Annotated in this window: 27 protein-coding genes, 1 pseudogene and 1 riboswitch; of the genes and pseudogenes, 10 read left to right on the forward strand and 18 right to left on the reverse strand. The window is 42.1% G+C overall.

Going from position 1 to position 25,680, the window contains the following annotated elements; translation table 11 throughout:
* Positions 1-40: 40 nt before the first annotated feature.
* The 7 genes from TY49_RS10280 to pdxR form a co-directional block, all read right to left on the reverse strand.
* Positions 41-2,617 carry a helicase-related protein gene (locus tag TY49_RS10280; protein WP_041965813.1) on the reverse strand — a complete coding sequence of 859 codons (2,577 nt, stop codon included), beginning with the start codon at positions 2,615-2,617 and terminating at the stop codon, positions 41-43.
* Positions 2,618-2,785: 168 nt separating this feature from the next.
* Complete coding sequence (locus tag TY49_RS10285; protein WP_041965814.1) at positions 2,786-3,166, reverse strand: hypothetical protein; 381 nt, start codon at positions 3,164-3,166, stop codon at positions 2,786-2,788.
* A 179-nt stretch (positions 3,167-3,345) separates the two neighbouring features.
* Complete coding sequence (ppdK, locus tag TY49_RS10290; protein ID WP_041965815.1) at positions 3,346-6,018, reverse strand: pyruvate, phosphate dikinase; 2,673 nt, start codon at positions 6,016-6,018, stop codon at positions 3,346-3,348.
* Complete coding sequence (locus tag TY49_RS10295) at positions 6,018-6,836, reverse strand: pyruvate, water dikinase regulatory protein (protein ID WP_041965816.1); 819 nt, start codon at positions 6,834-6,836, stop codon at positions 6,018-6,020. Before TY49_RS10295 ends, ppdK begins: the two co-directional genes overlap by 1 nt.
* A gap of 14 nt (positions 6,837-6,850) precedes the next feature.
* Entirely contained in the window at positions 6,851-7,498 is a 648-nt protein-coding gene (gene ccpN, locus TY49_RS10300; protein WP_041965861.1) for a transcriptional regulator CcpN, read from the reverse strand.
* Positions 7,499-8,400: 902 nt separating this feature from the next.
* Complete coding sequence (locus tag TY49_RS10305) at positions 8,401-9,156, reverse strand: exodeoxyribonuclease III (protein ID WP_041965817.1); 756 nt, start codon at positions 9,154-9,156, stop codon at positions 8,401-8,403.
* Between the two features lie 58 nt (positions 9,157-9,214).
* A complete protein-coding gene (pdxR, locus tag TY49_RS10310; RefSeq protein WP_041965818.1) occupies positions 9,215-10,624 on the reverse strand; it encodes a MocR-like pyridoxine biosynthesis transcription factor PdxR in 1,410 nt (469 codons plus the stop codon).
* Positions 10,625-10,761: 137 nt separating this feature from the next.
* Between pdxR and TY49_RS10315 the strand changes: the two genes are divergently transcribed.
* A complete protein-coding gene (locus TY49_RS10315) occupies positions 10,762-11,655 on the forward strand; it encodes a DMT family transporter (RefSeq protein WP_041965819.1) in 894 nt (297 codons plus the stop codon).
* Here TY49_RS10315 and TY49_RS10320 read toward each other — a convergent pair.
* The 4 genes from TY49_RS10320 to TY49_RS10335 form a co-directional block, all read right to left on the reverse strand.
* On the reverse strand, positions 11,638-13,023 hold the full coding sequence (locus TY49_RS10320; RefSeq protein WP_041965820.1) for an FAD-binding domain-containing protein: 1,386 nt from the start codon (positions 13,021-13,023) through the stop codon (positions 11,638-11,640). The genes TY49_RS10315 and TY49_RS10320 overlap by 18 nt on opposite strands.
* 97 nt (positions 13,024-13,120) lie before the next feature.
* Complete coding sequence (locus TY49_RS10325; RefSeq protein WP_198135607.1) at positions 13,121-13,984, reverse strand: DUF3307 domain-containing protein; 864 nt, start codon at positions 13,982-13,984, stop codon at positions 13,121-13,123.
* Between the two features lie 30 nt (positions 13,985-14,014).
* Positions 14,015-14,758: an RNA polymerase sigma factor gene (locus tag TY49_RS10330; protein WP_041965822.1), complete on the reverse strand. Its 744-nt coding sequence runs from the start codon at positions 14,756-14,758 to the stop codon at positions 14,015-14,017.
* A 207-nt stretch (positions 14,759-14,965) separates the two neighbouring features.
* Entirely contained in the window at positions 14,966-15,403 is a 438-nt protein-coding gene (locus TY49_RS10335) for a peptidylprolyl isomerase (RefSeq protein WP_041965823.1), read from the reverse strand.
* 385 nt (positions 15,404-15,788) lie between these two features.
* On the opposite strand from TY49_RS10335, the gene TY49_RS10340 reads away from it, so the two are divergent.
* From TY49_RS10340 to TY49_RS10350, 3 genes and pseudogenes are all read left to right on the forward strand, one after another.
* The gene (locus TY49_RS10340) at positions 15,789-16,280 is read left to right on the forward strand and encodes a VanZ family protein (RefSeq protein WP_041965824.1); all 492 of its coding nucleotides are present in this window, start codon (positions 15,789-15,791) and stop codon (positions 16,278-16,280) included.
* Positions 16,270-16,722, forward strand: a pseudogene (locus tag TY49_RS10345) (GNAT family N-acetyltransferase); the annotation flags it as partial. The gene TY49_RS10340 and the pseudogene TY49_RS10345, both read left to right, overlap by 11 nt.
* A 116-nt stretch (positions 16,723-16,838) precedes the next feature.
* Complete coding sequence (locus TY49_RS10350; RefSeq protein ID WP_041965825.1) at positions 16,839-17,039, forward strand: hypothetical protein; 201 nt, start codon at positions 16,839-16,841, stop codon at positions 17,037-17,039.
* Between the two features lie 168 nt (positions 17,040-17,207).
* Here TY49_RS10350 and mug read toward each other — a convergent pair whose 3' ends face one another.
* From mug to TY49_RS10365, 3 genes are all read right to left on the reverse strand, one after another.
* Positions 17,208-17,726 carry a G/U mismatch-specific DNA glycosylase gene (gene mug / locus TY49_RS10355; RefSeq protein WP_041965826.1) on the reverse strand — a complete coding sequence of 173 codons (519 nt, stop codon included), beginning with the start codon at positions 17,724-17,726 and terminating at the stop codon, positions 17,208-17,210.
* 36 nt (positions 17,727-17,762) lie between these two features.
* Positions 17,763-18,008, reverse strand: a complete 246-nt coding sequence (locus tag TY49_RS10360; RefSeq protein ID WP_041965827.1) for a hypothetical protein — start codon at positions 18,006-18,008, stop codon at positions 17,763-17,765.
* Positions 18,009-18,094: 86 nt separating this feature from the next.
* Positions 18,095-18,523: a hypothetical protein gene (locus tag TY49_RS10365; protein WP_041965828.1), complete on the reverse strand. Its 429-nt coding sequence runs from the start codon at positions 18,521-18,523 to the stop codon at positions 18,095-18,097.
* A 182-nt stretch (positions 18,524-18,705) separates the two neighbouring features.
* Between TY49_RS10365 and TY49_RS24630 the strand changes: the two genes are divergently transcribed.
* The gene (locus tag TY49_RS24630) at positions 18,706-18,861 is read left to right on the forward strand and encodes a hypothetical protein (RefSeq protein ID WP_156972658.1); all 156 of its coding nucleotides are present in this window, start codon (positions 18,706-18,708) and stop codon (positions 18,859-18,861) included.
* An 83-nt stretch (positions 18,862-18,944) separates the two neighbouring features.
* Here TY49_RS24630 and TY49_RS10370 read toward each other — a convergent pair whose 3' ends face one another.
* Positions 18,945-19,187 carry a hypothetical protein gene (locus TY49_RS10370; RefSeq protein WP_041965829.1) on the reverse strand — a complete coding sequence of 81 codons (243 nt, stop codon included), beginning with the start codon at positions 19,185-19,187 and terminating at the stop codon, positions 18,945-18,947.
* A gap of 261 nt (positions 19,188-19,448) precedes the next feature.
* Positions 19,449-19,637 (reverse strand): hypothetical protein, encoded by a 189-nt coding sequence (locus tag TY49_RS10375; protein WP_041965830.1) that lies wholly within the window; start codon positions 19,635-19,637, stop codon positions 19,449-19,451.
* 305 nt (positions 19,638-19,942) lie between these two features.
* Between TY49_RS10375 and TY49_RS10380 the strand changes: the two genes are divergently transcribed.
* The 5 genes from TY49_RS10380 to TY49_RS10400 all read left to right on the forward strand — a co-directional run bounded on the left by TY49_RS10380 (position 19,943) and on the right by TY49_RS10400 (position 24,096).
* Positions 19,943-20,191 carry a protein YuzH gene (locus TY49_RS10380; RefSeq protein WP_041965831.1) on the forward strand — a complete coding sequence of 83 codons (249 nt, stop codon included), beginning with the start codon at positions 19,943-19,945 and terminating at the stop codon, positions 20,189-20,191.
* A 76-nt stretch (positions 20,192-20,267) separates the two neighbouring features.
* Positions 20,268-20,366: riboswitch (TPP riboswitch) on the forward strand.
* A gap of 105 nt (positions 20,367-20,471) precedes the next feature.
* Complete coding sequence (locus TY49_RS10385; RefSeq protein ID WP_198135608.1) at positions 20,472-21,074, forward strand: YkoF family thiamine/hydroxymethylpyrimidine-binding protein; 603 nt, start codon at positions 20,472-20,474, stop codon at positions 21,072-21,074.
* Positions 21,074-21,670 carry an ECF transporter S component gene (locus tag TY49_RS10390; protein WP_041965833.1) on the forward strand — a complete coding sequence of 199 codons (597 nt, stop codon included), beginning with the start codon at positions 21,074-21,076 and terminating at the stop codon, positions 21,668-21,670. Before TY49_RS10385 ends, TY49_RS10390 begins: the two co-directional genes overlap by 1 nt.
* A complete protein-coding gene (locus tag TY49_RS10395; RefSeq protein ID WP_041965834.1) occupies positions 21,654-23,330 on the forward strand; it encodes an ABC transporter ATP-binding protein in 1,677 nt (558 codons plus the stop codon). Before TY49_RS10390 ends, TY49_RS10395 begins: the two co-directional genes overlap by 17 nt.
* A complete protein-coding gene (locus tag TY49_RS10400) occupies positions 23,317-24,096 on the forward strand; it encodes an energy-coupling factor transporter transmembrane component T family protein (protein WP_041965835.1) in 780 nt (259 codons plus the stop codon). Before TY49_RS10395 ends, TY49_RS10400 begins: the two co-directional genes overlap by 14 nt.
* 45 nt (positions 24,097-24,141) lie before the next feature.
* Here TY49_RS10400 and TY49_RS10405 read toward each other — a convergent pair whose 3' ends face one another.
* Together TY49_RS10405 and TY49_RS10410 are read right to left on the reverse strand one after the other, a co-directional pair.
* Positions 24,142-25,074 carry a c-type cytochrome gene (locus TY49_RS10405; RefSeq protein ID WP_041965836.1) on the reverse strand — a complete coding sequence of 311 codons (933 nt, stop codon included), beginning with the start codon at positions 25,072-25,074 and terminating at the stop codon, positions 24,142-24,144.
* A gap of 150 nt (positions 25,075-25,224) precedes the next feature.
* Positions 25,225-25,653, reverse strand: a complete 429-nt coding sequence (locus TY49_RS10410) for a ferritin-like domain-containing protein (protein ID WP_041965837.1) — start codon at positions 25,651-25,653, stop codon at positions 25,225-25,227.
* Between the last annotated feature and the right edge of the window lie 27 nt (positions 25,654-25,680).

Raw genomic sequence — 25,680 nt, forward strand, 5'->3', positions numbered from 1 at the left:
TGAAGCAGGGCTTCCAAATGAAAGCCCCGCTTACAGCTGATTATCTCCAACGATCTCTGTTGTCTGTCCGTTTCCTGTTTCTAGCAGAATAACAGGAATCACATATCTGATAAGGGGAGTCAACATGGATTCCCTTTCCACAGTGTCTGCACTTCTTTTTATAATTTTTCACTTCTGACTTTAAAAATTCGTGAACATCGTCGCTTAAGCCTGTACGAACTCTTTCCCAGTAAACAGCCTCAGTTTTTCTTCCAAGCTTATATAAAAACAACAAGTGAAGGCCGATTGCTTTATAGGAAAGCTCCAGTTCCTCCAGGGAGGCAGTTTTAACTGGCGGCTCCGGAAGTTCTGCATCTGCGACAATTGCTCTGATTGTTTCTAGCCATTGTTCAATAAGGGCAGGTTCTTTTGATGAAAAAGGCAGGTGAAGAAATCCATACAGCTCCATCATTGGCAGTCTCGCTTCAATTTCAGTATCCCTGATGTACTCATAAAGCTCTTTTTCTTCTGACAGCGAAGCTTTATTCGTCCCTTTAGGACTCTCGAACTTATCCCATAATTCAAAGAAAACAGCAAGTGAACGGTGGTATTTTTGGAACCTTTCAAAAATACCAGATGTTGGAGCAATGGAAAATGTCTCTACAGGTTTGTCCTCTTTCTCAAGCAGCTTTGTCATCAAGCTAATATCTGAGGTGAACGCTACTCGGCCGACATTGTAAATCCCTTTTCTGCCGGCACGCCCCGCTATTTGCTTTGTCTCCTGGGAAGTAAGCCTTCTTCTCCTTGTACCATCGAATTTTTCATTTTCCAAAAAGACGATTCTCCTGATTGGCAAATTCAGCCCCATACCAATAGCGTCGGTCGCCACTACCACACTCGTTTCTCCTTTGATGAATCGGTCGATTTGCTTTTTCCTTGTTTCGGGCGGCATGCTTCCATAAATCATGCTTACCTGGCGCCCGTTGTTCTGTAGTTTCGATGCATTCTCAAGCACTTGTTTTCGTGAGAAGCAAACAAGCGCATCGCCTTTCTTCGTATCCTTCAGGCTGAACTCTTTATTCTCTACCTGGAGAGGAATATCACGAGTGTATTCATATATTTCCGCCACCCCATCATCCAGAAGACCCAACATCATTTCCTTGATGTTCTTGCTCCCGATGATGTGGACTTCCTCTGCGTTTGCTTTTGTAATGGCTTTAAACCAGGAAAATCCTCTATCCTTATCAGCGATCATCTGTGATTCATCTATGACGACTACTTCATAAAATTCCTTTTCGTGGAACATTTCTACTGTGCAGGAAATATGGTTTGCTCCTTCCACAGGCTTTTCTTCCTCGCCTGTTTTTAGTGAGCATGGAACGCCCTCTGCATTGAGCTTTTCGTAAACCTCAAGAGCAAGCAGACGAAGCGGAGCCAGATACAAACCAGTTCTTGCATCCTTCATTCTTTCCAAAGCGTGGTGGGTTTTTCCTGTATTTGTTTCACCTATGTGCAGAATATATCTAACATTTCTTCTCAGTGAAGGATTGTATTCTCTGCCGAATATGTCCTCAAGCATGCGAGCTTCTTCTTCCCTTTTCCGTTCAAGCTCGGCCAGCTCCTCTGCCTTCCTGCGTTTCCTCTCAGCAAGGTCTCTTTCATAGATCGCAAGATGCGCCCGTTCTTCAAATTCTAATTCAGCTAGAGCCAATAGGTCTGTTACATACTCTTCCTGAAGCTTAAAAAGGAAACCATCTAAATAAATTTCAGTCAAGTCGTTAATGATTCTTTTTGTCTCAGCGACTGAAAGCCTGTCCGCGAAAACTTCCTCATATTCGCTCAGGATTTGCTGGTCAAGATGTTTCATTACCACCTCAGCCGCAATCACTGTAAAATACTTTAAAACACTGTTCTCAAAATGATACTGGTAGGTCTCGTATTCAAAATAAAAGCGCCCCCAGCTAGCTGTTTGATGGATCTCCCCCGTCAATTCATCAAAGAAGTCAGCCATCGTCCTGTAATCATCGGAGTTGAAAGAGCCAATAACGGTCAATCTTTCTTCCAGCATGTATGTGTCGATATCCTTGTACTTCTGATTTTCATTTAAAATTCTCTTTAAATCCTTTGCCATCTCATGCCGGATTTTCAGATATGCCGACTCCTGGAAATCACTTAAAACCGTGTGTGCAACCTGGTAAACTTTTTCCTTTATGCCCGCCTTTTTCTCAAGCAGCCGGTCTTCCTCAGCTTTTTTGAGAAAGCTCTTCCTTGCAAGAGTATACTGTGCTTCCCAGTCTTGCTCATTGATTGCAGACTTGATCCACTCCCTAGTATTGAAAGGTTTATAGTCTCTCATTTCATTCCTGAAAAGCTTATTGATTAACTTCCGGTCGACACCTTCAACAACATATCCCCGTTCACCCAAGAAAGCCTTTTTATCTCGCTTTGAAAAATCATTTGTAGACTTGGTCAGCCACACATTCAGCCAGATCTGGCTGATGTAAGTACTTCTTTTATCTAGATACTCCTTAAATTCCGGAAGAGTTTCCAGTTGACCAAGGAAATTTTCAATATCATCCATTATCTTAACTTTGGTGTTCTCCACTGCCTGCTGATGGATCAATTCAATTTGTTTCATATCTGAACCCCTTAAAATCTGTAAAATATAAGCTTTAAGACAACCGCCAAAATGAATATCGGCTATAAGCGGCAAAAGTTACAAAAAGAACCTAAATAAAAGGCCGCACAACGAGATGTGCGCGCCCTTCCATTTAGGATTCTTCATAAAATCAGTGGAACGGCTTGACTATGCGTTCTTCACCTTTAACTTTTTCATGACTTTGGTTAGAACCTTTTTGTCGTCCTTTGTTACACTTTTAGGTTTAATCGGTGATACTGGTTTAATTTTATCGATGTTATCGACACTTAGGATTTCTAGGTAAAACGGAGTGGTTTTCCGATTACCCTTCAGATAACCCTTTAGAATTTTCATTTTTTCAGAGGTACCTGTGAAAGCACCTTGATAATCCCATTCTATTTCATTTTTATATCTTGAATCCATTTTTTCTTTTAAAGCAAATGCCTCAGATAATGCATCCTCCGGTGTCACAAAATAGGATTTTGTTCTCCTTAACCCCTTTTTTTTGCTGCCATCGCCCGCTTTTGCTTGATAAAGTTTTACTAACATTTCCCTCATCCTCTCTGGTTTGGTCTCACGCCTTCTCATGGTAAGTGGAAACACCAGAAGACCCGAGGAATTGCGTATATAGATAGTATACCCTTTTTTCCATCAGTTACCTATTAATAAGGAAATAAATGATTTAAAAAACAAAGGAGCGTGATTTAGTAACACGCTCCAGTTCAAGGTTATTTGGCAATAACAGCCTCTTTTTCGTTATTTCTCTCGTGACGGATCGTTGCCTGTGCAGCAGCCAGTCTGGCAAGCGGCACACGGTATGGAGAACAGCTTACGTAGTCAAGTCCTGCATTGTAGCAGAATTCGATCGAACTCTTTTCACCGCCGTGCTCACCGCAAATACCGGTCTTTAGGCCAGGCTTAGTCTGGCGGCCAAGTTCCACTCCTGTCTCGACCAACTTGCCCACTCCCTCACGATCAAGGACTGCAAACGGATTTTCTGGAAGGACCTTTTGTTCGATATACGCCTGAAGGAACTTTCCTTCAGCATCGTCTCGGCTGTATCCGAAAGTTGTCTGTGTCAAGTCATTCGTACCAAATGAGAAGAAGTCAGCTTCCTCGGCGATTTGGTCTGCAGTCAATGCAGCACGCGGTATCTCAATCATTGTACCCACTGTATATTCAAAATCCTTGCCAGTTTCTTCTTTAATACTTTGCGCAGCTGCGTTTACCAGTTCACGCATTTCCTTTAACTCATTGACATGACCGACTAGAGGAATCATGATTTCAGGCTGTGCATCGATACCCTTATCAGCCAAGTTCGCTACAGCATAGAAAATCGCTCTTGCCTGCATTTCGTAGATTTCCGGATGAATCATGCCAAGTCGGCAGCCCCGGTGGCCAAGCATTGGATTGAATTCGTCCAATTGGCGTACCTTCTTAAGCAATGCTTCCTTTTCCTTAAGCTCTTTCGATTCTGGGTCCTGGATTTGCAATTTGGTGATCTCGACAATAAGTTCTTCTTTATCAGGCAAGAACTCATGTAAAGGTGGATCCAGCAAACGAATTGTTACAGGCAGCCCCTGCATCACTTCAAGAATCCCTTCAAAATCCCCCTGCTGCATCGGCAATAGTTCATCAAGTGCTGCGTTTCGCTCATCGTATGTTTCAGCAAGAATCATTTTCTGCACAATTGGCACCCTTGCTGCGTCCATGAACATATGTTCAGTACGGCATAGACCAATACCGCCTGCACCGAATTCCAGGGCCTTGGCAGAATCCTCAGGATTATCAGCGTTGGCGCGGACTCCAATTTTACGTTCTTCGTCAGCCCATGCAAGCAATAGCTGGAACTCTTCTGAAAGCTCAGGTTCGATCATTGGGATTTCACCAAGCATGATTTCACCGGTTCCACCGTCAATTGTAATGACATCACTATGTTTTACTACCACTTCGCCAACACGGAACTGCTTTTCATGAAGATCAATTTTCATAGCTTCACAGCCACAAATACATGCTTTACCCATACCCCGCGCAACTACAGCAGCGTGACTTGTCATTCCGCCCCGGCTCGTAACGACAGCCTGTGCAGCAATGATTCCATGGATATCATCTGGAGTTGTTTCTGGTCGGACAAGAATGACCTTTTGACCATCATTCGCAAGCAGTTCTGCCTCATCAGCATCAAATACTACTATCCCGGTAGCGGCACCTGGTGAAGCAGGCAATCCTTTTGCCAGCTGATTGCGCTCGAAATCCTCATCAATACGGCGGTGCAGAAGCTGATCCAATTGTTCTGGATCCACGCGTAGCAGAGCGGTCTTCTTATCAATTATCCCTTCATTGACAAGTTCCGTGGCGATACGGATTGCTGCTTGAGCAGTACGTTTCCCGGTACGAGTCTGAAGGATGAACAACTCTCCGCGCTCTACTGTGAATTCAATATCCTGCATATCCTCGTAATGCTGCTCAAGGCGATTGCAAGTTTCAACGAATTGCTGGTAAACAGCAGGCATCTCATCTTTCAAGGTTTGGATTGGCTGAGGAGTCCTGATGCCTGCCACGACATCTTCACCCTGAGCATTGATCAAGTATTCACCGTACAGTAGACTCTCCCCAGTGGATGGGTCACGGGTAAATGCAACACCAGTTCCAGAATCATCACCCATATTGCCGAACACCATACTCTGGATATTAACAGCAGTCCCCAGATGTGAAGGGATTTTATTCAAGCGGCGGTAAACAATCGCACGCTGGTTATTCCAGGAATCAAATACTGCATTGATGGAAAGGAAAAGCTGCTCCTTTGGATCCTGCGGGAAAGGCTTTCTTGTATGTTTTGTCACGATATTCTTATAACCTTCAATGACTTCCTTCCAGTCCTCTGCTGACATTTCAGGATCTGTTTCATAACCCTTTTCTTCCCTGGTTTCTTCTAGCAAGCGTTCAAAAAAGAACGTGTCAACATCAAGGACGACGTCACTGAACATCTGGATAAATCGGCGGTAAGAATCATAAGCAAATCTAGGGTTGTTCGTAAGCCTTGCCATACCCTCGACTGTTTCGTCATTCATCCCAAGATTAAGGATGGTGTCCATCATTCCAGGCATGGAGAATACTGCTCCCGAACGTACTGATACAAGCAGCGGGTTCTCAGGGTTCCCCAGCTTCTTGCCTGATTTCTCTTCAAGCTCTCCTAGTGCTTCAAGTACCTGTGCCTGTACTTCAGCTGGGATTGTCTTATCAGCATCATAATAGGCATTACATGCTTCCGTGGAAATCGTGAAACCAAAAGGTACCGGCAAGCCGATACTTGTCATTTCCGCGAGGTTCGCTCCTTTACCTCCCAGAATTTCTTTCATTCCGCTATTTCCTTCATTAAAAAGATAAACAAATTTAGACATCAGCCAAAACTCCTCTCACTTTTTAAAATATCGAGTATCAATCCTGCCGTTTCTTCGATCGCCTTATTGGAAACATTGATAACAGGGCAGCCAACACGTTTCATGATCTTCTCTGCATAATCCAGCTCTTCCAGGATTCGTTCATAGCTTGCATAATTTGCCCTGGCACCAAGTCCTAGCGCTTTTAGCCTTTCAGTCCTGATTTCGTTAAGCTTATCTGGCGAGATGATCAGTCCGACACATTTGCTTCTAGGTATCTGGAACAATTCATCTGGCGGTTTTACCTCAGGAACGATTGGTACATTGGCTACCTTGTAACGCTTGTGTGCAAGGTACATCGATAATGGTGTTTTTGAAGTCCGTGAAACGCCTACCAGTACGATATCCGCTCTTAAAATGCCACGCGGGTCTCTGCCATCGTCATATTTGACGGCAAATTCAATCGCTTCAATCTTACGAAAGTATTCATCATCTAGCTTTCGCATCATTCCCGGTCGGTGGTTTGGCTCCTTATTGAACTTCTTTTCAAAGGCATTCATCAGCGGATTCAGTAAATCCACCGCATATATCCCTTCCTCTTGAGCCCTTTTATCAAGATAAGCCTTGAGTGCTGGAACGACGATTGTATAAGCAATAATCGAACGCCCTTGCTTCGCAACCAAGATGACGTCTTCAATATCTTCCTCGTCCTCAACATATGAATTTCTTCTGATATCAACCTGGCCCCCGTTAAACTGGGTTGCCACAGCCTTAACTACAAATTCTGCCGTTTCCCCGACTGAATCAGATACCACGTACACAACTTCCTTCATATCCAAAATACGCTCACTTCCTAGACAGATTTTTGCTCTGCGATTTCTAGATAAACCTTCGTAATGGTTGTTTTCGTTATTCGTCCGATGACTTCATATGAATCGGGTTTATGCTTGAGTTCACGGACGACAGGGAGAGAATCTATTCTGTTTGTTACAAGCTTTTTTGCAGCCTGGACCAAGGTTTCTTCAGGGTTCACCGTTATAATATTTGGCATCCTCGTCATGATGACGCTTACAGGCAGATCCTCCAGATTCTTGTTTCCGATGGCAGCCCTTAACAGGTCTTTCCTTGAAATGACTCCAGCCAGGCAACTTTCAGAATCAACAGCATAAAGCGTCCCTACGTCTTCCAGGAACATCTGGACAATCGCATCATAAACAGAAGATGATTTTTGAACGACTATCGGATGGCCTTTATAGTCATTGACTTTAAGATTAAGAAATTCTGTCGGTTCAAACAGTCTCTCTCTGTCCTTATTGAAAAAATAGCCTACTCTGGGCCTGGCCTCAAGGCTGCCCGCCATCGTCAGAATCGCCAAGTCGGGACGGAGAGTCGCCCGTGTCAACTTCAGCTTTTCGGCAATCTGTTCACCAGTTATCGGGCCATCCTCCTTGACAATTTGAACGATTTCTTCCTGCCGTTTTGTTAGTTTAATAGAACTCACCACCAACGTACCCCCAATAATTAATATGTAACATTATCAAGGATTATTTTAATGTGTTATCCTTATTAATTTATAGTATATAACATTTAGCTAAAAATCAAAAGAAAAGGTTTTGATAATTCTTTGAATATATTAAAACAACAGCTTTTCCCGCGTTTGATTGGGATATTTTATTATTTAACAAACTTAAATATGTCATACTGTTTCTGGTAGGTGTAGGTTATTTGCCTTTACGTACAGATTTTTGACTGCTTTGAAGGGAATCTGTCCGAACGTGATGCTACTTCTGACAGCTTTGAAGGAAATCAGGGTAAAGCTGTCTGAAACTGATGCTATTTCGGACAGCTTTGAAGGAAGTCAGCAAAAAGTTGTCTGAACTTGGTACTACTTCTGACAGCTTTGGAGCAAATCAGCGAAAAGCTGTCTGAACTTGGAGCTACTTCTGACAGCTTTGAAGCCAATCCCGGTAAAGCTGTCTGAACTTGGAGCTACTTCTGACAGCTTTGGAGCAAATCAGCGAAAAGCTGTCTGAACTTGGAGCTACTTCTGACAGCTTTGAAGGAAATTAGCGTAAAGCTGTCCGAACTTGGTACTACTTCTGACAGCTTTGAAGGAAATCAGGGTAAAGCTGTCTGAAACTGATGCTACTTCTGACAGCTTTGAAGGAAGTCAGCAAAAAGTTGTCTGAACCAGGGTTTCTACTGACAGCTTTGAGGTAAATCAGTGAAAAGCTGTCCGAACTTAGTACTACTTCTGACAGCTATGGAGCAATTCCAGGTAAAGCTGTCAGAATCTGGGCCACTTCGAACAGCTTCGGCGAAAATCAGCGAAAAGCTGCACCAAACAATGAAAATAGCCATATGAAAAACCCCCTCGAAATTTCGAAGGGATTGAAATAATAATTATAAATCTAGTTCAAGCGTTACAGGGCAGTGGTCACTCCCCATGACAAAGCATTCTGCTCCTGCTTCTTTGATTGCAGGTGCCAATTTTTCTGAAACAATGAAATAATCGATACGCCATCCAATGTTCTTTTCTCTTACTTTATTCATGTAAGACCACCAGGTGTAGATATCCCTAGCCTCTGGATGCAGGTGGCGGAAGGAATCAACGAAACCGCCGTCGAGGAGTTCTGTCATCTTCCCCCGTTCCTCAACGGTAAATCCGGAATTCCCACGGTTTGGTTTTGGATTTTTCAAGTCGATCTCATTGTGGGCGACATTCAAATCACCGCAAAGAATTACAGGCTTAGTTTTTTCTAATTCAAGCAAGTACTCTCTGAGCTTGTCTTCCCAGGATAGGCGGTAGCCGAGGCGCGCCAGATCACGCTGAGAGTTTGGGGTATAGACATTAACGAGATAAAACTCTTCAAACTCTGCAGTGATTGCCCTGCCCTCATGATCGTGTTCAGTTGATCCAATCCCGTACTTAACAGATAGAGGCTCATGTTTCGAAAAAACAGCTGTACCGGAATAGCCTTTCTTTTCTGCGTAATTCCAGAACTGATGGTACCCTTCCAACTCAAGGCTGATCTGGCCTTCCTGCAGCTTCGTTTCCTGTATACAAAAAAGGTCTGCGTCCGCTTCTTTAAAGAAATCTAAAAAACCTTTACGAGCACATGCCCTTATCCCATTCACATTCCATGATACTAATTTCATAATTCCTTATTCTCCTTGATGTTTTTTCATACTTAGTTAAAACTCATATTCTTCTATTCTAGCAGTCTTCAATCAGCGATTCTAATATGGCGATTCCCTTTTGTATGTCCTCAACCGGAGCATTCGCAAAAGAAAGCCTGAAGTGCTGCATTTTTTGGGTTGCGTAAATCCTCCCAGGATTAATCAACACACCATTTGCGAGAGCTTTCCTGTACAAATCAGGCAAGGAGATATCTGAATTCATTTTTACCCATATAAAAAATCCGCCTGCAGGCCTGTCCCATTCAGCAAAAGAGCTCAAGTGTTTTTCAAGTGCTTCCAATGCGGCATTCCTTCGTACCTTTAACTGTTTTCTTACCTTCAATAAATGCTTCTCATACAATCCGCTGACTAACCATTCCGCGGCGGCTCGTTGGGATAAAGAGCTTGAACCATAATCGGTCTGCATTTTCAGGTCAGCCAGCCGGTCAATGACCGCTTCCGGCCCGGCAATCCATCCAATTCTTAACCCAGGGTTCAAGCTCTTCGACAGGCTGCCAAGATATAAAACATTTCCATGCCTGTCATGCGACTTAATGGGAGACGGCGGAGGAGAGTCTAGCCATAGATCACCGTACACATCGTCCTCGATGATCGGAAGCTGTGCACTCTCTGCGAGTTTGAGCAATTGCTGCCTTCGTTTTTCTCCCATAAGAGTACCTGTGGGATTATGGAAATTTGGATGGCAGTATAACACCGATTTCCTACTGTGATGCGATGCCTCTATCATCTCTGGGATGATGCCTTCCTTGTCCATCGGGATTCCATGGAGTTTCATGCCTGCAGATTGGAAGGTGGATAAAGAATATAAATAAGATGGGCTCTCTAGAAAGACTGTTGACTCCCTTTCTAATAGACCAATCGAAATGAGGTGCAAAGCCTGTAAAGCACCCGAAACGACTAAAATAGATGAAGCATGGACCATGATTCCTTTTTGATTAAGGTATTTAGCAATTGCTTCCCGCAATAGTGGATTTCCTTTTGGATCTTCATAGCCGAACGGCTCCAGTTCCTGTCCAACCTTAGTTAAAACAGCCCTCATTTCTTCCAGTGGGAATAAATCCTTCGATAGTTCTCCTTTACTCAGCTGAATCAAATTCTCATCGGCCTCTGCCAGATTTATAGCCTGGACTGTCGACAGGCTTGCCTGATGGGTGCCTAGTCCCACTTGTTCATTCCAATTTACCGGTGGTGCAGACCGCATGAGTGTCCAGGTATTGTTAATAACTACTGTTCCCATTCCCAGTTTACCTTCAACCAGCCCATCTGCTGCTAATTCATCGAGCGCTGTTACGATTGTGCTTCTGTTCACACCGAATTGCTTTGCAAGGTCACGCTGACTCGGGAGCCTGCTGCCAACTGGCCAAATCCCGTTTGTAATCTGCTCTTTTATATAATCGATTATCACTTTGTATTTTGGTGCTTTCATGTCCCTGCTCCATTCAAAATTGGTTGGTTTTTATAAACCCCTATTGGTTGGATACATTTTACCAAGACCCAGTTATATTTGAAAGATAAAACTGACTATAGGAGTAAATTGGATGGTATTTAACAGAGGTGGTTTACATGAATATTAGAATGGGAGCAGCACACATGCTTGTTATTTTATTATGGGGATCGGCCTTCGCGGGGATTAGGCATGGTCTCGAAGGATATTCACCAGAGCATTTGTCTTTCTTGAGGCTCTTGGTCGGATCAATGGCTCTTGTTTGCTACGGTGCAGTAATAAAAATGAAACTTCCGGAAATAAAAGATTGGCCTGTGATATTTTTATTCGGATTCCTGGGTTTCGCAGTCTATCAAACGGCGCTTAGTTTTGGTGAACTAACTGTCAGCGCCGGTGCTGCCAGCCTGCTTGTTTCGACTTCACCAGTTTTTATCGGATTATTAGGGAGGATGTTCTTCCAGGAGCGCACTGGGAAATGGTACTGGTCTGGCGCCTCCATCAGTATGGTAGGGATTTTCTTCATTTCTTTTGGCGCTGGTGGGGGTTTGGAGCTTGGTATTGGAGTACTTTTTATACTAATTGCTTCATTATCTGAATCACTTTACTTTGTCTTTCAAAAGGATTATTTAGATAAATATGGAGCTCTTCCATTCACAGCTTATACGATTTGGGCCGCCACCATTTTCATGGCTTTCTTTTCTCCTGGCATTGTGTCTCAGATTTCCGAAGCCCCGTTAGGAGCAACGATTAGTGCTATTTATCTCGGACTTTTCCCTACAGTGATTGCTTACTTTGCTATAGCCTATATTACAGCTCAATCCGGAGCCTCTGAAGCAGCAAGTTCCTTATACCTTACACCTGCTGCTTCTTTTCTGATTGCCTGGATATGGTTGGGAGAAGTACCGGGGATCATGACGATAGCAGGCGGTGTGATTACCCTTATAGGAGTTTCCCTGACCTACTTCAAAGGGAGGAGTGAAATGACAGAATCCTCCTTAAATATCAAAGCTTAGCTGCTCCGTTTGCCCTTCCTCTTTTTTCCGGCCGGACTTTCCCTTTTTCTCTATGGCCTGGTGTTGTAGTCTGGCATTTTTATACGCCTTTTTCACATCGACCATGGGTGCTTCATAGCCAAGCTGATAAAAAGCAGGGTAAAGCCACGGTTCGTGAATGTATCCATCCGGAAGCTTGCTTAACTCGGGGATATATCGGCGGATGAACGTGCCATCTGGATCAAGCTGCCTGCCGATTTTAACAGGGTCAATGATTTTCATTTTCCCTTTCATTCCCGATTGCTGCTGAATATAGAAATCATGCACAGCTGGTTCGTAGTCTAAATATAACTCTGCCAGGGCAGCGGATAGCTTTTGCTCATCCAGCAATAAAGTGTTAGCAAAAAAAGACGTAACCATAGCACGCAACGAAAAGTTCATCCAACCCGTTTTATCCAGACTCCTCATGGCTGCATCGATAATCGGGATTCCCGTCCTTCCCTGAAGCCAGCGCTGGAACCATTCTTCATTCCATTCCCTTTTAATTTCCCTTACATCACCCAATTGCTGATGTTCTATTTTCATACTGCAAATATTGACCCGGGCAGTAAGCTTTGATAAAAACTCTGCAAGCTGTATTTTATCTTCCTCCAGCTCACATGCTTGCAATTTTTCGTCAGTTTTCTGATAAATGGTCCTGACCGATATGTTCCCCCATGTTATATAAGCAGAAAGCCTTGAGGATGAAAGCGAAGATGGCAGCGGTTTTTGCTGGTTTTCGATGTAGTTTGTGAATCTGCCTTCGAGGAAAGAATCCAGCGTTTCAATAGCCTTCATTTCTCCCCCTTGCTGCCCAAAGCGGATTTTAGAGCCCTTGACTCTGAAATTATTAAGTTTTTTAAAATCAGCGAACAGAAAATCCGGTATTTTTGACGGTACATCAATCCTGTTTGGAACTTCAGCGATCGGTTCTTTTAAATAAGAGTTCAAACGATTATTAAAAAGCTTTACTGAGATATTTTCAAGGTCCGAACCAAAAGAAAAAAGAAGCTGTTGATTTTGCTTCGCCCATCCCCCCACTTTGTCCTTTAACCTATTATCATTGTGTGCAAATAAGTTTATAGAATCATAAGTATCCAGCAATTTCCCGAGAACCGTTTCCAACTCATCGATTGCGACAAGGAGTTTCCCTCCCTTTTCCTCAATACTCTGTGACAGCTCCTCCAGACTTTCAACAACAAATTGAAAATGGCGGGCTGAAAGCGGAGTTTCCTTCCATTGGGAAGGTTCAAATACATACACCGGCAATACTTCTCCCGCCCTGGCTGCTTCGGTCAAAGGCTGATGATCGGAAATACGCAAATCATTATTGAATAAGACGATGTTCATTCGAATCACTCCGCTACTAACTCTATTTCACTCTTGAAGCTGGGAAAAACCGAAAAGGTATCAAGTGATCACGTTTTCTAAAGGCGGCAATAGTATACTAATTTAATATTTCTCTTAAAAGGATTCCGAACATGATACCGATGAACATGGACGTCAAGGTACCAAGGAGAAAGTATTCCGCCCAGTCACGATCATCCATTTGCTTAAAACGGGCGATGGATTTAGCAGTAACAATAAAGGCGATGGCTGGATACGAGCTGTAATAAGTTAGCAGAATAACCAGAAGCCGCTCGATATAGCCAATCAGCTTCCCACGGGACATATCATGCTTATTGAAAATCATATAGCTGTATTGCTCAGAAAGCCCTCTTTGACCATTGCTGGCTTGCGGATAAGCAGTCTCCTTCAGCTCATTTTTAAAAGTATATTTCCCTTCAAAGGTTAACAGCTGACCAGGCAGAGAGCCAAGAAGGATACGAATTATATGTCCGCTGACCGTTGTCCCCAATATTAAAATAATGACAATGACGAGGATCGTACTAGAAGCGCCCAATTGCCGTCCTTCCTCGAACAGCAGCTGTATAAATCTATCAACATTGGAGACTAGCGATTTTTGATAAAACAACTGCAGAGCTATCAATAGCATGAAAAGATGCAGCAGCTGATCTAATACAAAAAACCATAGTTTATTTAAATTTTCCCGTACCGTAAATTGGTCAACAAGTTTAATCTTCACCAGGTCAATGATCAGGTGCGTTCCTGTTATGAATAGAACTGGCCAAACGACAGAAGTTACCGGATCATTCTCCTGATAAAATAAGAGCCACCCTGCCGTGAGTACAGCTGTGTTTACCAGAAGATGATGAAGTATATGCTTTTTAAGATTTCTCAGCTTGTCCTGCACCATATGATCAGTCTGAAGGTAAAAATCGGCTAGTAGATGCGCAATAATTAAACTCAATAAAAGCATGCCTGCTCCTTTCACCAGAATCTAGAAGCTGAAAATATCCTGCACCTGGCTTTTAATATTTGTTCTAATGCGTTCTTCAAGAGTCTTCGTGTGGTTATTTCCCATTTCCGGGAACTCCTTTGCCTGACAGGCATCCAAAAAACTGACGATATTACGGAAACTACGAAGGATCTGTTCGCAATGGCCCTTCTTAAAATGGCTGTAAACCGTAGGAGCCGAGCGACCTAGAAGCTCGGCTACAGCATTTTGCTTGCCATAGATGAGATAAAGCGAGCACACTAGCCGTTGCACATCAGTTTGCTCTATTCTCAATACATGCTGAAGCATGAGCATGCTATTTATTAATGTATGCAAACTAGGCTCAACATCATTTAGTTGAAAATGGAAGGATTCCCTGTCCTTCTGTTTTTTTAGATGGTCATTCGCGTTTCTAGCCTGCTTCACAAATGGATGGATCCACTTTTCAATATCAATTTCCGCTACTTTTTTATCCAGGCTTCCATAGGAGAGCCCGAAATAAGGCGGGTTTTTTTCATATTTCCAAAGCGAGCTTATATAAAAGGCAGTAATAAAAGCGGATGAATATCCCTCGGACAGCATAATAAGTTCATCCCCAGAACGGTGTTTAACCTGAACTGAACCGCTCTTCCCATACCAATCTCCAATATATCTCTCAAGCTGGGATAAATTATTGCTTAGCTCCTCGCCATAATCTGCAGAAGAAGAATCCGTTACATCCATTATGAATACAGAAACTGGCACCATTCCCATTCCACCCAACATTTATAATTTGATTAATTAAGCTAATTTTATAAAAATTAGATAGTATAGTCAAATTTGTTCAATGTTAGACTGTGTAATTAAATTATTTTTATACAGTTAATCTCTTCTATATTCTAACAAGAGCGTATGTTCGATTCAATGGGTAAAAAAGTACAAAAAAAAGAGCCCTCAGGCTCTTTTTAAAAATTCTTATTCTTCGGTAACAACGACCTTTTCCATAACGTCGCCGTTGCTCATTGCTTTAGCTGCTTCCAAGTTAGAAGTAACTTTTCCGAATACAGTGTGCACGCCATTAAGGTGTGGCTGTGATTCATGTACGATGAAGAACTGGCTTCCGCCTGTGTCTTTTCCAGCATGTGCCATTGATAATGAACCTGGTTGGTGCTTATGTGGATTACCTTCCGTTTCACACTTGATTGTGTAACCTGGTCCACCAGTTCCTGTTCCACTAGGGCATCCTCCCTGACTAACAAAACCAGGAATAACGCGGTGGAATGTCAAACCGTTATAGAAGCCTTCGTTTGCAAGCTTCTCAAAGTTCGCAACTGTACCAGGTGCTTCATTTGGGTATAGTTCGATTTCGATTTTTTCACCGTTTTGCATTTGTATGTATCCTTTTTTAGCCATGTAAATCATCTCCTTATGGTAAAATCATTGTTATCATAACACTATTCCAAATAAAAATAAAAGTATCCACCTTCAAATTGTATTTTTCCAACATAGTTGTGTTAAAATATAACTGCCTCTGCCGGACATTCGCTTGTTGCGGGACACTTAACCACTGTACGGACGGCAGGGGCCCTGCTCTAGCAGGATGAGAATACATATGATCAAACCTTGCCTTGGGGTAAGGTTTTTATTTTAATTGAAAATTGTTCAGGCAGTTGGTTTAAATTGATGATTTGAAAATCAAAGTTTTATATACCCGGTAATTAAATCGATACTTTAGTAGATTAATAGATTCCATGAACGTTTCAATGGCTATTTATACCAACAAACCTAAGGAGAAGTTATGCTAAATCTAATAGATTTTAAACACAAGAAATGGATTTCAGCAATTTCTTATGCATTATTCATCATATACATCATCATTGCCGTAATTTTGTTGTTCCTTAGCCCATACAGGCAGGCTGCATATGAAATCAATTCTGCAGGCACCAACCCATATAACATCATCCCGTTTAAAACAATCACAGACTACATTAAGGCTTCTTCGCACATCAATCAAAGTATCTGGATGTCCAATTTATTTGGCAATGTTCTTGCCTTTTTCCCGTTAGGAATCTTCCTTCCTTGGTTGTTTAAAAGGTTCAGCAGTTTTTGGCGAACGATTAGTACTGTCTTTCTGGCGACTACCTCAGTGGAGATCCTCCAGTTTGCAACCAGGGTTGGCAGTTTTGACGTCGATGATATTATACTAAACACAATAGGCGGTGCAATTGGCTACCTGCTAATCAAAATTATTTATCTACTTATATTGAAGAGGAAAACACATGGACATTAGAATGTTAAAAGTCGGCGAACAGCCGCCCTGGCACCTGCTCCTCCTGGCTGATCCTTCTAAGGATCTGGTTTCAAGGTATTTAGATAAAGGTTTGTGCTATGTTATCGAGTCAGAACACGGTGTCACAATCGGGGTAATTTTACTGGTTCCGGTTAGTAATCATACCATCGAAATTATGAACCTGGCAGTCGATGAATTCCACCAAGGCAAGGGTTTAGGCACCACCTTGCTTAAGCATGGGATTCAAACTGCAGCCAAAAAAGGCTATAAAACGGTTGAAATAGGTACAGGGAATTCAAGTATTAACCAACTGGTTCTATATCAAAAAGTTGGCTTCAGAATCACTGGAATATATCATGACTTTTTTATAAGAAATTATGAAGAACCCATTTTCGAAAATGGCATCCAGTGCAGGGATATGATCCGATTATCGATGCCCTTGTCAGAAGAACAAAAAGCGCAAGCGCCTCGTTCAGCCCCGACAAGCGCTGCCCGCCAAAAAACGCCACGTCCTGTGGCCGGCGGGTCTAGCACATCGTGTGCTCGGAGGGCCGACCGGTGAAGTCGTTCTTTGACTTCATTGGGCGGACCGAAATAGAAATGTATAGCCGACTGCCCAGAAACGCAGAAACTGGAGACTCCGCCGACAAAGAAGCGCTTTTTGCTTCTGCCGGCGGAGTTGAAGTTTCGAAGTTTCTAGGAGGCGACTGCCCAACTCCGACAAGCGTTGGAGAGCCTGCCAGTGAAGTCGCTCTTTGACTTCATTGGCAGGACCGAAACGTCTCGAGGAGTTAGGAGCCGCAGCTAGACAAGCGACTCGAGGGGCTAGGCGCTGGAGCTAGATTAAGAAGACTACATGTAGTAATCCACAACTAAATAAATTTTATAATTTCCTAAAAGAAAAAAAAGGACCTCTCAGGTCCTTTTTTACTTAAATATTATATGGTCTATCAATAACGGAAGTTCTTTATAAATCCCCACTACTTCATCCATCTTCATCCTCACGAGCCCGCTTGAGGATGGAGCAACGAAGTCAACGGTACCAGCCACGACAGGTTCTTCCTGTTTTCCCCATGGAATATCTTTGTTGCCGCTGTATTGCTGGTAGACACCTTTACCAACGAAACAAACGATTTTGGGACTAAATTTCTCGATTTTACTCCTTAACTCAAGTTTCCCCTGCTGGTATTCTTCTTTCGTAATCTCATCCGCTGCTTTAGTCGGACGCGCAACTATGTTCGTCATCCCATAACCTAAATCCAGCAGCTGATAATCCTCTGAAGAATCATATTTTCTTGGAGTTATGCCTGCTTCAAAAAGAATCTTCCAAAATCTATTGTTTGGGTTGGCGTAATGATGACCTGTTTCAGACGACCGGATGCTCGGATTGAAACCAACAAAAATGACGTCAAGGTTTTCACGTAAATGATCAGAAATCGGCTCCACAATCCCACTCCTCTCCAATCTTATGTATCTATGCACTCACCAAAATCGGGGAGGCAGCTCATTATTTTTGCGGATATTCTTGAAAATTCTTAGATGGAATAAAAACTCATCATAATACATCGTTTCGGCACTTTCAAATGAATAAGCGTCTGAAAAGTGATCCAATAGTTCGGTATCAATATTATCTTCAAGGCCGCTCAGCCACATTTTATAGCCGTGTTGTTCATAAACATCTGATAAACCTGCCCATTCAAACATATCTTGCAAATCCTTTTCACCCATTCTATCACTCCTTCAGATCTCACCTCCATTTTTCCATACTTTTACACACCTTATACAAGTCCTCATCTCTGCACAATGGTATTACTCTATAAAAAGCGGCAGGCATCATTTCCCACTTCATCAGAGGAAAGAATATACAAGGAAGTTCCACTAGGGGATTTTTCTTTAGAAAAACCAAAGCTTTCTAAATCATAATCACCGGTTACGATGATTGCTGAAGCGAAAAGCAATGCCTGCAGATGGAATAGTGAAGCATCAATAATATCTGTCAATGAATCGCCGGGCATGATGTCTGCCAGTACAGCAACCCTCCCGCGAATTCCCAGGTTTTCATAAGCATATTCAATACTATCGGCCATTGTGTCGGAAATGGCTGCAGCAGTACTAATGATGTCATTCCAATTTTCATCAAAAACATAAGCATGCCACGGAGATTGTTTTGAGGCAATTAGAAACTCAATTTTAAGAAATTGCTGGTCATTATCAAAGTGATAAACAGATTTCAGTGCATCCATAGTTTCCCTCCATTAGTAAAGTAGGAATAGTTTCCCACAGCAAGCAGCACTTAATGAATTTTTTTGCATGATTTAAAATCGTTAGTAAATACTTACAACTAAGTTACTCGAAGCATGATTTTTGTTGATAAGGGAAAAAGGTAATAAACAAATATTAACCAGGTGTAAGGAGGACGGAAAAAATGGAGAAAAAGCAAAATAATCATAAAAATCCAAATGAGGAAAATGAGCAGCAGCACAGCATGGTGTGCAATGATCAATTATTTTTTCAGGAATTAAGGATAGCAGCTGAAGAGGCAGAACGTGACCACATGGATACAGACCAAAGCAAGGCATAATTAAAGAGAAAGGCAATCCTGCCTTTCTCCCATTATCATTAACCGATATTCCATATTGCTTTACGAACATTACGATTAGCGCCTTAACTAATGAAACGGTCTCTTTCGGCCGCCTCTTCCTCGCGCTCTGCTTCTCGTTCTTCATACCAAAATTTAATATGGGTAAGGATGGAGAAAACGAGGAAAAAGTTCATCGACCAGACGCTCACAAACGGGGCCATTCCTCCAAACTCAATCGTCTCATACTGTTTAAAAACCATCACAATATATGACTCAATGAACACAAGGACAAAGCCGGCTACACCTGCAATTGCCATACGCATCATATCAATAACCACCTTATCGTATTATCAGATTATTTAAATAATACGACTAATTATTGATTACTGCAACTATTTTGTCACCAATTTGCCACATTTACGAATTGACAATTTGGCATAGTACTTTTTATCTATTGATCTTTTGGTAAATTTCGTTATTTCCTCAACCAATTATTACAATTCTTGTTCAAAAGTCTCCTCGAAAAAACCTTTATAATGTGGGGCCTGGTATATGTTCAAAAAGCAACAATTTGTGCCAAAAAAGCTTTATCTGTTCAACTTCTTTTGCTTTTGCATGATCTCATATGATTTTTCAATAATATCTGTTAATACATCGCCTTTGTATACTCTGCCGACTTTCGTATTTTCCTGATAGTATTCTACAATTTCATCTAGCTTGTCAGATGTATCCTTGGAGACTCTAACGTTCAATTGAATTCTCTGGGCTTCATTCATGGATTTGACTTCCCTCCAAATACTTCCACTTCTATATAAAAACAAAAATCTATCATATTGCTAGCAGTTTGATATTATGTAGATATATGTCGCTAACCCTACAGCAACGTTCTCTATCTTAACATATTCCGTCATCTTGCAACACTATGTTGGATTGAAATTCGTTTCTCCCCCAGTCTTAAAGGGTAATTTATATCGAGATTTGTTTTTAAGTTCTAAACTTGCAATTAGTAGTGAGAAAAGAACCTCATTCGCACTGTATCGAATCAACCCTTAAGAGATTATTATAAATATGGAGATTTTCTATGAAGCTTATAAAATGGTCATACACAAAGAAATATAATATCAAAGCGCAATTTGACGTTTATCCCGACTCGATCGCCATATTCCGACAAATCAAAGATTACTATTTCGTATATACTGTGAATTGGTCCTTTGGTGACCCTGTTGTCTCGAAAACCGCGTTGGAGGAAATGGAGTGGCTGTTGAATAAGGAGCTCGGCACCCTGGAAAGCTACTGCGAAAGAAAATTTTTCCGGAGTGATTCCGAATGATTTATTTTTTAAAATTAGGGCATTTACAATTCTGATTATTTACATTAAGATGATTTTGGAAACACAACTGCATAGTTTTTTGCACTAGGGGAGCTTTAGGCTGAGAAGAACTTTGTTCTGACCCTTATTACCCGATCTGGATAATACCAGCGTGGGGAAGTGCAGGTGAAGCTCTTCGTTATATCACTTTTTCATTCTAACGATAGAATTCAACTGCATCCACCCCGCTGGATGCAGTTTTTTTGTTTTCCAATCAATGAACAAAAGGAGATGTAACGTGATGAAAGAATTTTTTTGTGGTACTAGCGAGATTACAGGGGCGAGGTTTTCAATTCACCCAATGTCAGACAGGTTCGTGGATATTATCCTCTCTTCACTAAAGGAAACAGACACAACCAAAGTTTGGATGAAGTCGGATGATGTCAGCACTTGTGTGCGAGGTCGTTCAGAACATGTTTTTGACGTGGTTAAAGCGATCTACCTAAATGCTTCAAAGGGTGGAGACCATGTGGTCCTTAATGCTACGTTCTCAAATGGATGTCCTGGTGATAGTGCCGGTGATGCTTTCATGGCGGAAGATTCAATTTTAATGAACGATGAGCTTTCACAAAAAATCAACCAGGAGGTCGCAACCCAGTTCGCTCTCTATCCGTTAGGCTTTCTAGGATATATGGATGTAATTATCGATCAAATAAAGACGGTTGACCAGCATGGTGTCTTTAGCGGAGGAGTTCATTATGCCTCAAGATTGGATGGCGACGCCAAAAAGGTTTTTGCCGCATTGGAAAGTGCGTTTGAAAGTGCCCGGAACAGTGATTCTTCACATATTGTCATGACGGTGACCATGTCAGCCAATAGCCCTTCTCGCAAGGAGGGTCAATAATGCTCGCAAACTGGAAACTTCGTGAGGTTGTTGTCCTATCTGTCCTGGCAGTCGTTTTTGGGGTCATCTACCTCCTATTCTTACAAATCGGCAATGTGCTTGTTGGTATGTTCGGCCTTATTGGCTATGATTTGATATTCGGCATCTGGTTCATCGTTTCCATCATAGCTGCATACATCATCAGGAAGCCTGGAGCAGCGGTGTTATCAGAAACGATTGCGGCGACAATAGAGGTCATGCTTGGCAATGCGGTGGGTCCACGTCTAATTCTTGCTGGCATTATTCAGGGACTAGGTGCAGAAGCTGCTTTTGCGGCAACCAAATGGAAGAACTATTCAACATGGGTACTGGTAGCCGCAGGAATGGGATCTTCAATCACCAGCTTCATATGGGGTTACTTTTTAGGAGGATTTGCTGCTCTCTCGCCTGGTTATGTAACTGCAATGTTTTTCGTCAGGCTTGCAAGCGGAGCAATCTTAGCAGGCCTACTAGGTAAATACATAAGTGACAGCCTCGCCAAAACTGGAGCGTTGAATAGCTTCCCGCTTGGAAAGGAAGCCAGAAAGGCAAAGCAGAACGATGATATCTCAGCCTAGCCATCCATTTTTTCAAGTGTCAAACTTAACTTTCAGGTTTGATTGTGACCAGGATCCTGTCTTAAAAAACATCACTTTTGAAATAAATGAAAATGAGAATCTTCTTGTTTTGGGACCAAGCGGTTCAGGTAAAAGCACACTTGCATACTGTCTGAATAATCTTTATCCCTCGTCTGTTGATGGAATCATGAAAGGCTATATTAGTTATAGAGGGCGCGCTTTATCCTCCTTTGAGCCAGGAGAAGTAAACCGAAAAATCGGATTGGTCATGCAGGATCCAGATTCGCAATTTTGTATGCTGACTGCCGAGGAAGAAGTGGCTTTCGTATTAGAAAATATTCAGTTTCCTAGATTAAAAATGGTAGAAAGAATAGATTATGTCCTTGATTTAGTAGACATGCTGCCCTTAAAACACAGACTGATCCACACTCTCTCTGGAGGGCAAAAGCAAAAGCTCGCGATTGCCTGTGCACTGGCAATGGAACCGGAATTACTGATCCTTGATGAACCAACTGCTAATCTAGACCCCGCTTCTGGGTTTGAATTAGTCCAAACTTTAAAAAAGTTAAAGAATACCCATTCCTTCAGCGTCCTCGTTATCGAGCATAATCTGGACAATTGGCTCGATATTGTCGATCGCTGCATCATTTTGAATTCTGAGGGTGAATTGTTTTTTAATGGTCCGCCAAACATTTGCTTTGCAGATTTTGCCAAAGAACTTGCTAGTGAAGGCATATGGCTTCCCCGCACAATTGACGCAGGAATAAAACTGCGGGAGGCCGGTTTGTTAAAGAACTCTTCCCTGCCAATGACAATCAATGAAATTATTGAAAATAGTAAAGATATTAGGCGTACAATTGAATTTTTATCAACTAACGTCCGCAAGCAAATGGTGAACCCCTCTCCTTCCATTTTCGAAGTGGAGGATATCAGCTATTCGAAAGACAATCAGTTGATAATCCAGGATATTTCTTTATCACTTAATGCTGGGGAATTCATTGCAATAGCTGGGGCTAACGGATCCGGGAAGACAACTTTCTCCAAATGTTTGGCCGGTTTGATCCCATCACGAGGCGAAATAAAGTTGTATGGTCACTCTTTAGAAGATTGGCATGAGGAACAAAAGTGGAGAAGGCTCGGTTATGTATTCCAGAATCCTGAGCACCAATTTATTACTGATTCTGTTATCGAAGAAATAAATTACAGCCTTCAAGCGAAAGAGAAAGGGTCACAAGTATATAAGAGTAAAGAAATTTTAAAAACCCTTCGTATGGCTAAACAGGTTTTCAGTCATCCCTTCTCATTGAGCCAGGGCCAAAAAAGAAGACTTAGTGTGGCAGTCATGCTGGTGAATGGCCAGGAGGTTCTGATTATGGACGAACCAACCTTTGGCCAGGATGCGATCACTTCAAGAGAAATCATCGACTTTGCTGTAAAGGCTGTACCAGAGACAGGGAGCATAATCATGATTACCCATGATATGGATCTAATTGATCGTTATGCAGATAAAGTTTTGGTACTCGAAAAAGGAAAAATGATATTTTACGAGCCTCCAGGAAAACTTTGGAATCAAACAGAAATTTTGGCTAGAGCTAATTTAAGACTACCTTTCCTCAGGGAATTAGAAATGCATGTGGAGGGAAGATATGCTGTTAAATAAGATGAATCCGAGCATTAAAGCCCTGAGCATTCTTGTCAGCATCTTGCTGCTATCGATATTTTTCGATCCGGTCACACCTTTGCTAAGTTTCGTTTTGACCATAGCGATTACATTTATTTTGGGGAAGATTAGTTTTAAGAATTGGATTCTGTTATTTTCTCCTTTTCTCTTCATGGCGATTGTCTATGTCTGGTCATCACTTATGTTTCCGAGAGTAGATCCGGGAGACAGCATCATCTGGGAATGGTGGTTCATCACCATCACTGCAGAAGGATTCCAAAGGAGCATATCGCTTGGATTAAGAGTGCTGAGTTTCGCTTCCCTTTCGCTTTTATTTGCCCTTACGACTAATCCGATTAACTTTTTGCTTAGCTTAATGCAGCAATGCAGGCTATCTCCGAAGATTGCTTATTCCATCATGGCGGGATATCAATTTCTTCCTTTGATAAAAGATGAATTCGAGATAATCAGGAGTGCCCATCGAATCAGAGGTGCTGGAAGAACAGAAACTTTCTTGGATAAAATTAAGCAAATAAAGAAGTATGCTATTCCTTTACTGGCGAGCGGAATCAGAAAAGCAGAAAGAACAGCTATTGCGATGGAGTCAAAAGGTTTTACAGGAGATAGAAACCGAGAATTTTATAAGGAAATCTCCGTTTCTAAAAGGGATTGGCTGCTGTTATGTTTACTGATCTTTATAGTTCTTGTAAGTGCTTTTACCTCACACAAGCTTGGTTACCTGACATTGTATAAAGGCGAACTATAATAAAACCCAGCACTTGCAAATGCAGGTGCTGGGTTTCTGCTAGACTTAATTTTTAACCGAGAGAATTGCTTCCCAATCGATTGTACCGTTTTTGACTTGCTCACGTTTTTCTTTATCCATGATGTCTGCCGGTCTACCGCCTTTTGGCCAGTCGCCCTCATGCCCTTCGAATTCTGGTCTGTCATGTGAAAGGATAAATGCAGCCAAATCGATCGCTTGCTGGTCAGATAAAGTTCCACCTTGCCCTTTAGGCATGTTCTTCTGAACGTATCCCGCCATCTTCGTCATTCTTGACATACCTGCACCGTCGTTGAAAGAGTTTTCTCCCCAAACAGCAGGTCCTGTGTTTGTTCCAGTACCGGAACCATCAGCAGCATGGCAGCTTGCACATGATTGTGCGTAAAGCTTTTCTCCGTCCTCAACGCTAGGAACAGGGTATTGCTTAGGCTCTTTAGGCCCTCTCCATGGAAGGTCCGCTCCAGCCGGTACCCCCTCTGACATGTATTGCAAATAAGCAATCATCGCGCGCATTTCTTTACTGTCAGTCGGGAACATTTTTCCATTCATGCTTCGGATCATACATCCATTGATACGATCTTCCAGAGTGTAAACCTCACCTTCGCGCGGCCTGTATTCTGGATAGACTGCAGAAAGTCCGACCATCGGTGCTTCCTCTTTCACTGTACCTCCATTTGCGTGGCAGCTTGCACATGAAAGATTATTGCCGACGTACTCATCAGCTACTGTATTTGTTTCCATGACTAGCTCATGGCCATATTTAATACTTTCACCTAGAGGACCATCAGGTACGTCCTCCATGCTTGGCGGGTTGAACTCAATTTCTTTGCTGGCACTCTCAGTTTGCGGCTGAGGCGCTGTTGCTGTTTCAGCCGGCCCCAGGTCCTGGCTTATTTTCCAGCCAACAAATAATGATCCTACGATTAAAAATCCAATAATAATAGCAAGACTGTTTTTCATAATGTTTTCCTCCTTATGTAGTTTCTGCAAATGCCTCTTCAATTTCTCTATACCCATTCTAGTATAGATAACTCTAGTATTTTTGCATTAAATATGTAGAAATAGTGAAAACTATAAAAATAGGAAAAAGGAGCTGGAATGCTCCAGCTCCTACTTTTCTTTTCCAAAATAATAGAGGAACCACACGGCGTGGTTCTGCTCATCATAAGCTGCACGCCTGAAAACTTCTTTTATTACCGGGTCTGCAGCTTCATCCGCTATTTCATGATAAAAATCAGTTGTTTTTTGTTCATCCTTGAAAGATGCTTCAAGTCCTTCAAGATACGTTTCACCGCATTCTTCAACCATCTGCGGACGTGGCTGCTTTCCTGTTAGAGTTGTATAAATTTGTGAAAACTGCCGGAGATGCTTTTTTTCATCATTTAGTATTTCATTGATTTGGTCCCGCTGTTCCTCATTCGGCGCCATACCTGCAAGCTTAGCGTAGCATTGTGTCGCACTGTATTCGCCATTTATAGCTTTAATTAGATCATTAATAAGCTTTTGGTTCTGTCTGTAATGGTCATAATAAGGATACATGCCTATCCTCCCCAAAGTCTTTGTATC

This window comes from Mesobacillus selenatarsenatis SF-1 (genome assembly GCF_000813125.1).
Lineage (GTDB): Bacteria > Bacillota > Bacilli > Bacillales > Cytobacillaceae > Mesobacillus > Mesobacillus selenatarsenatis.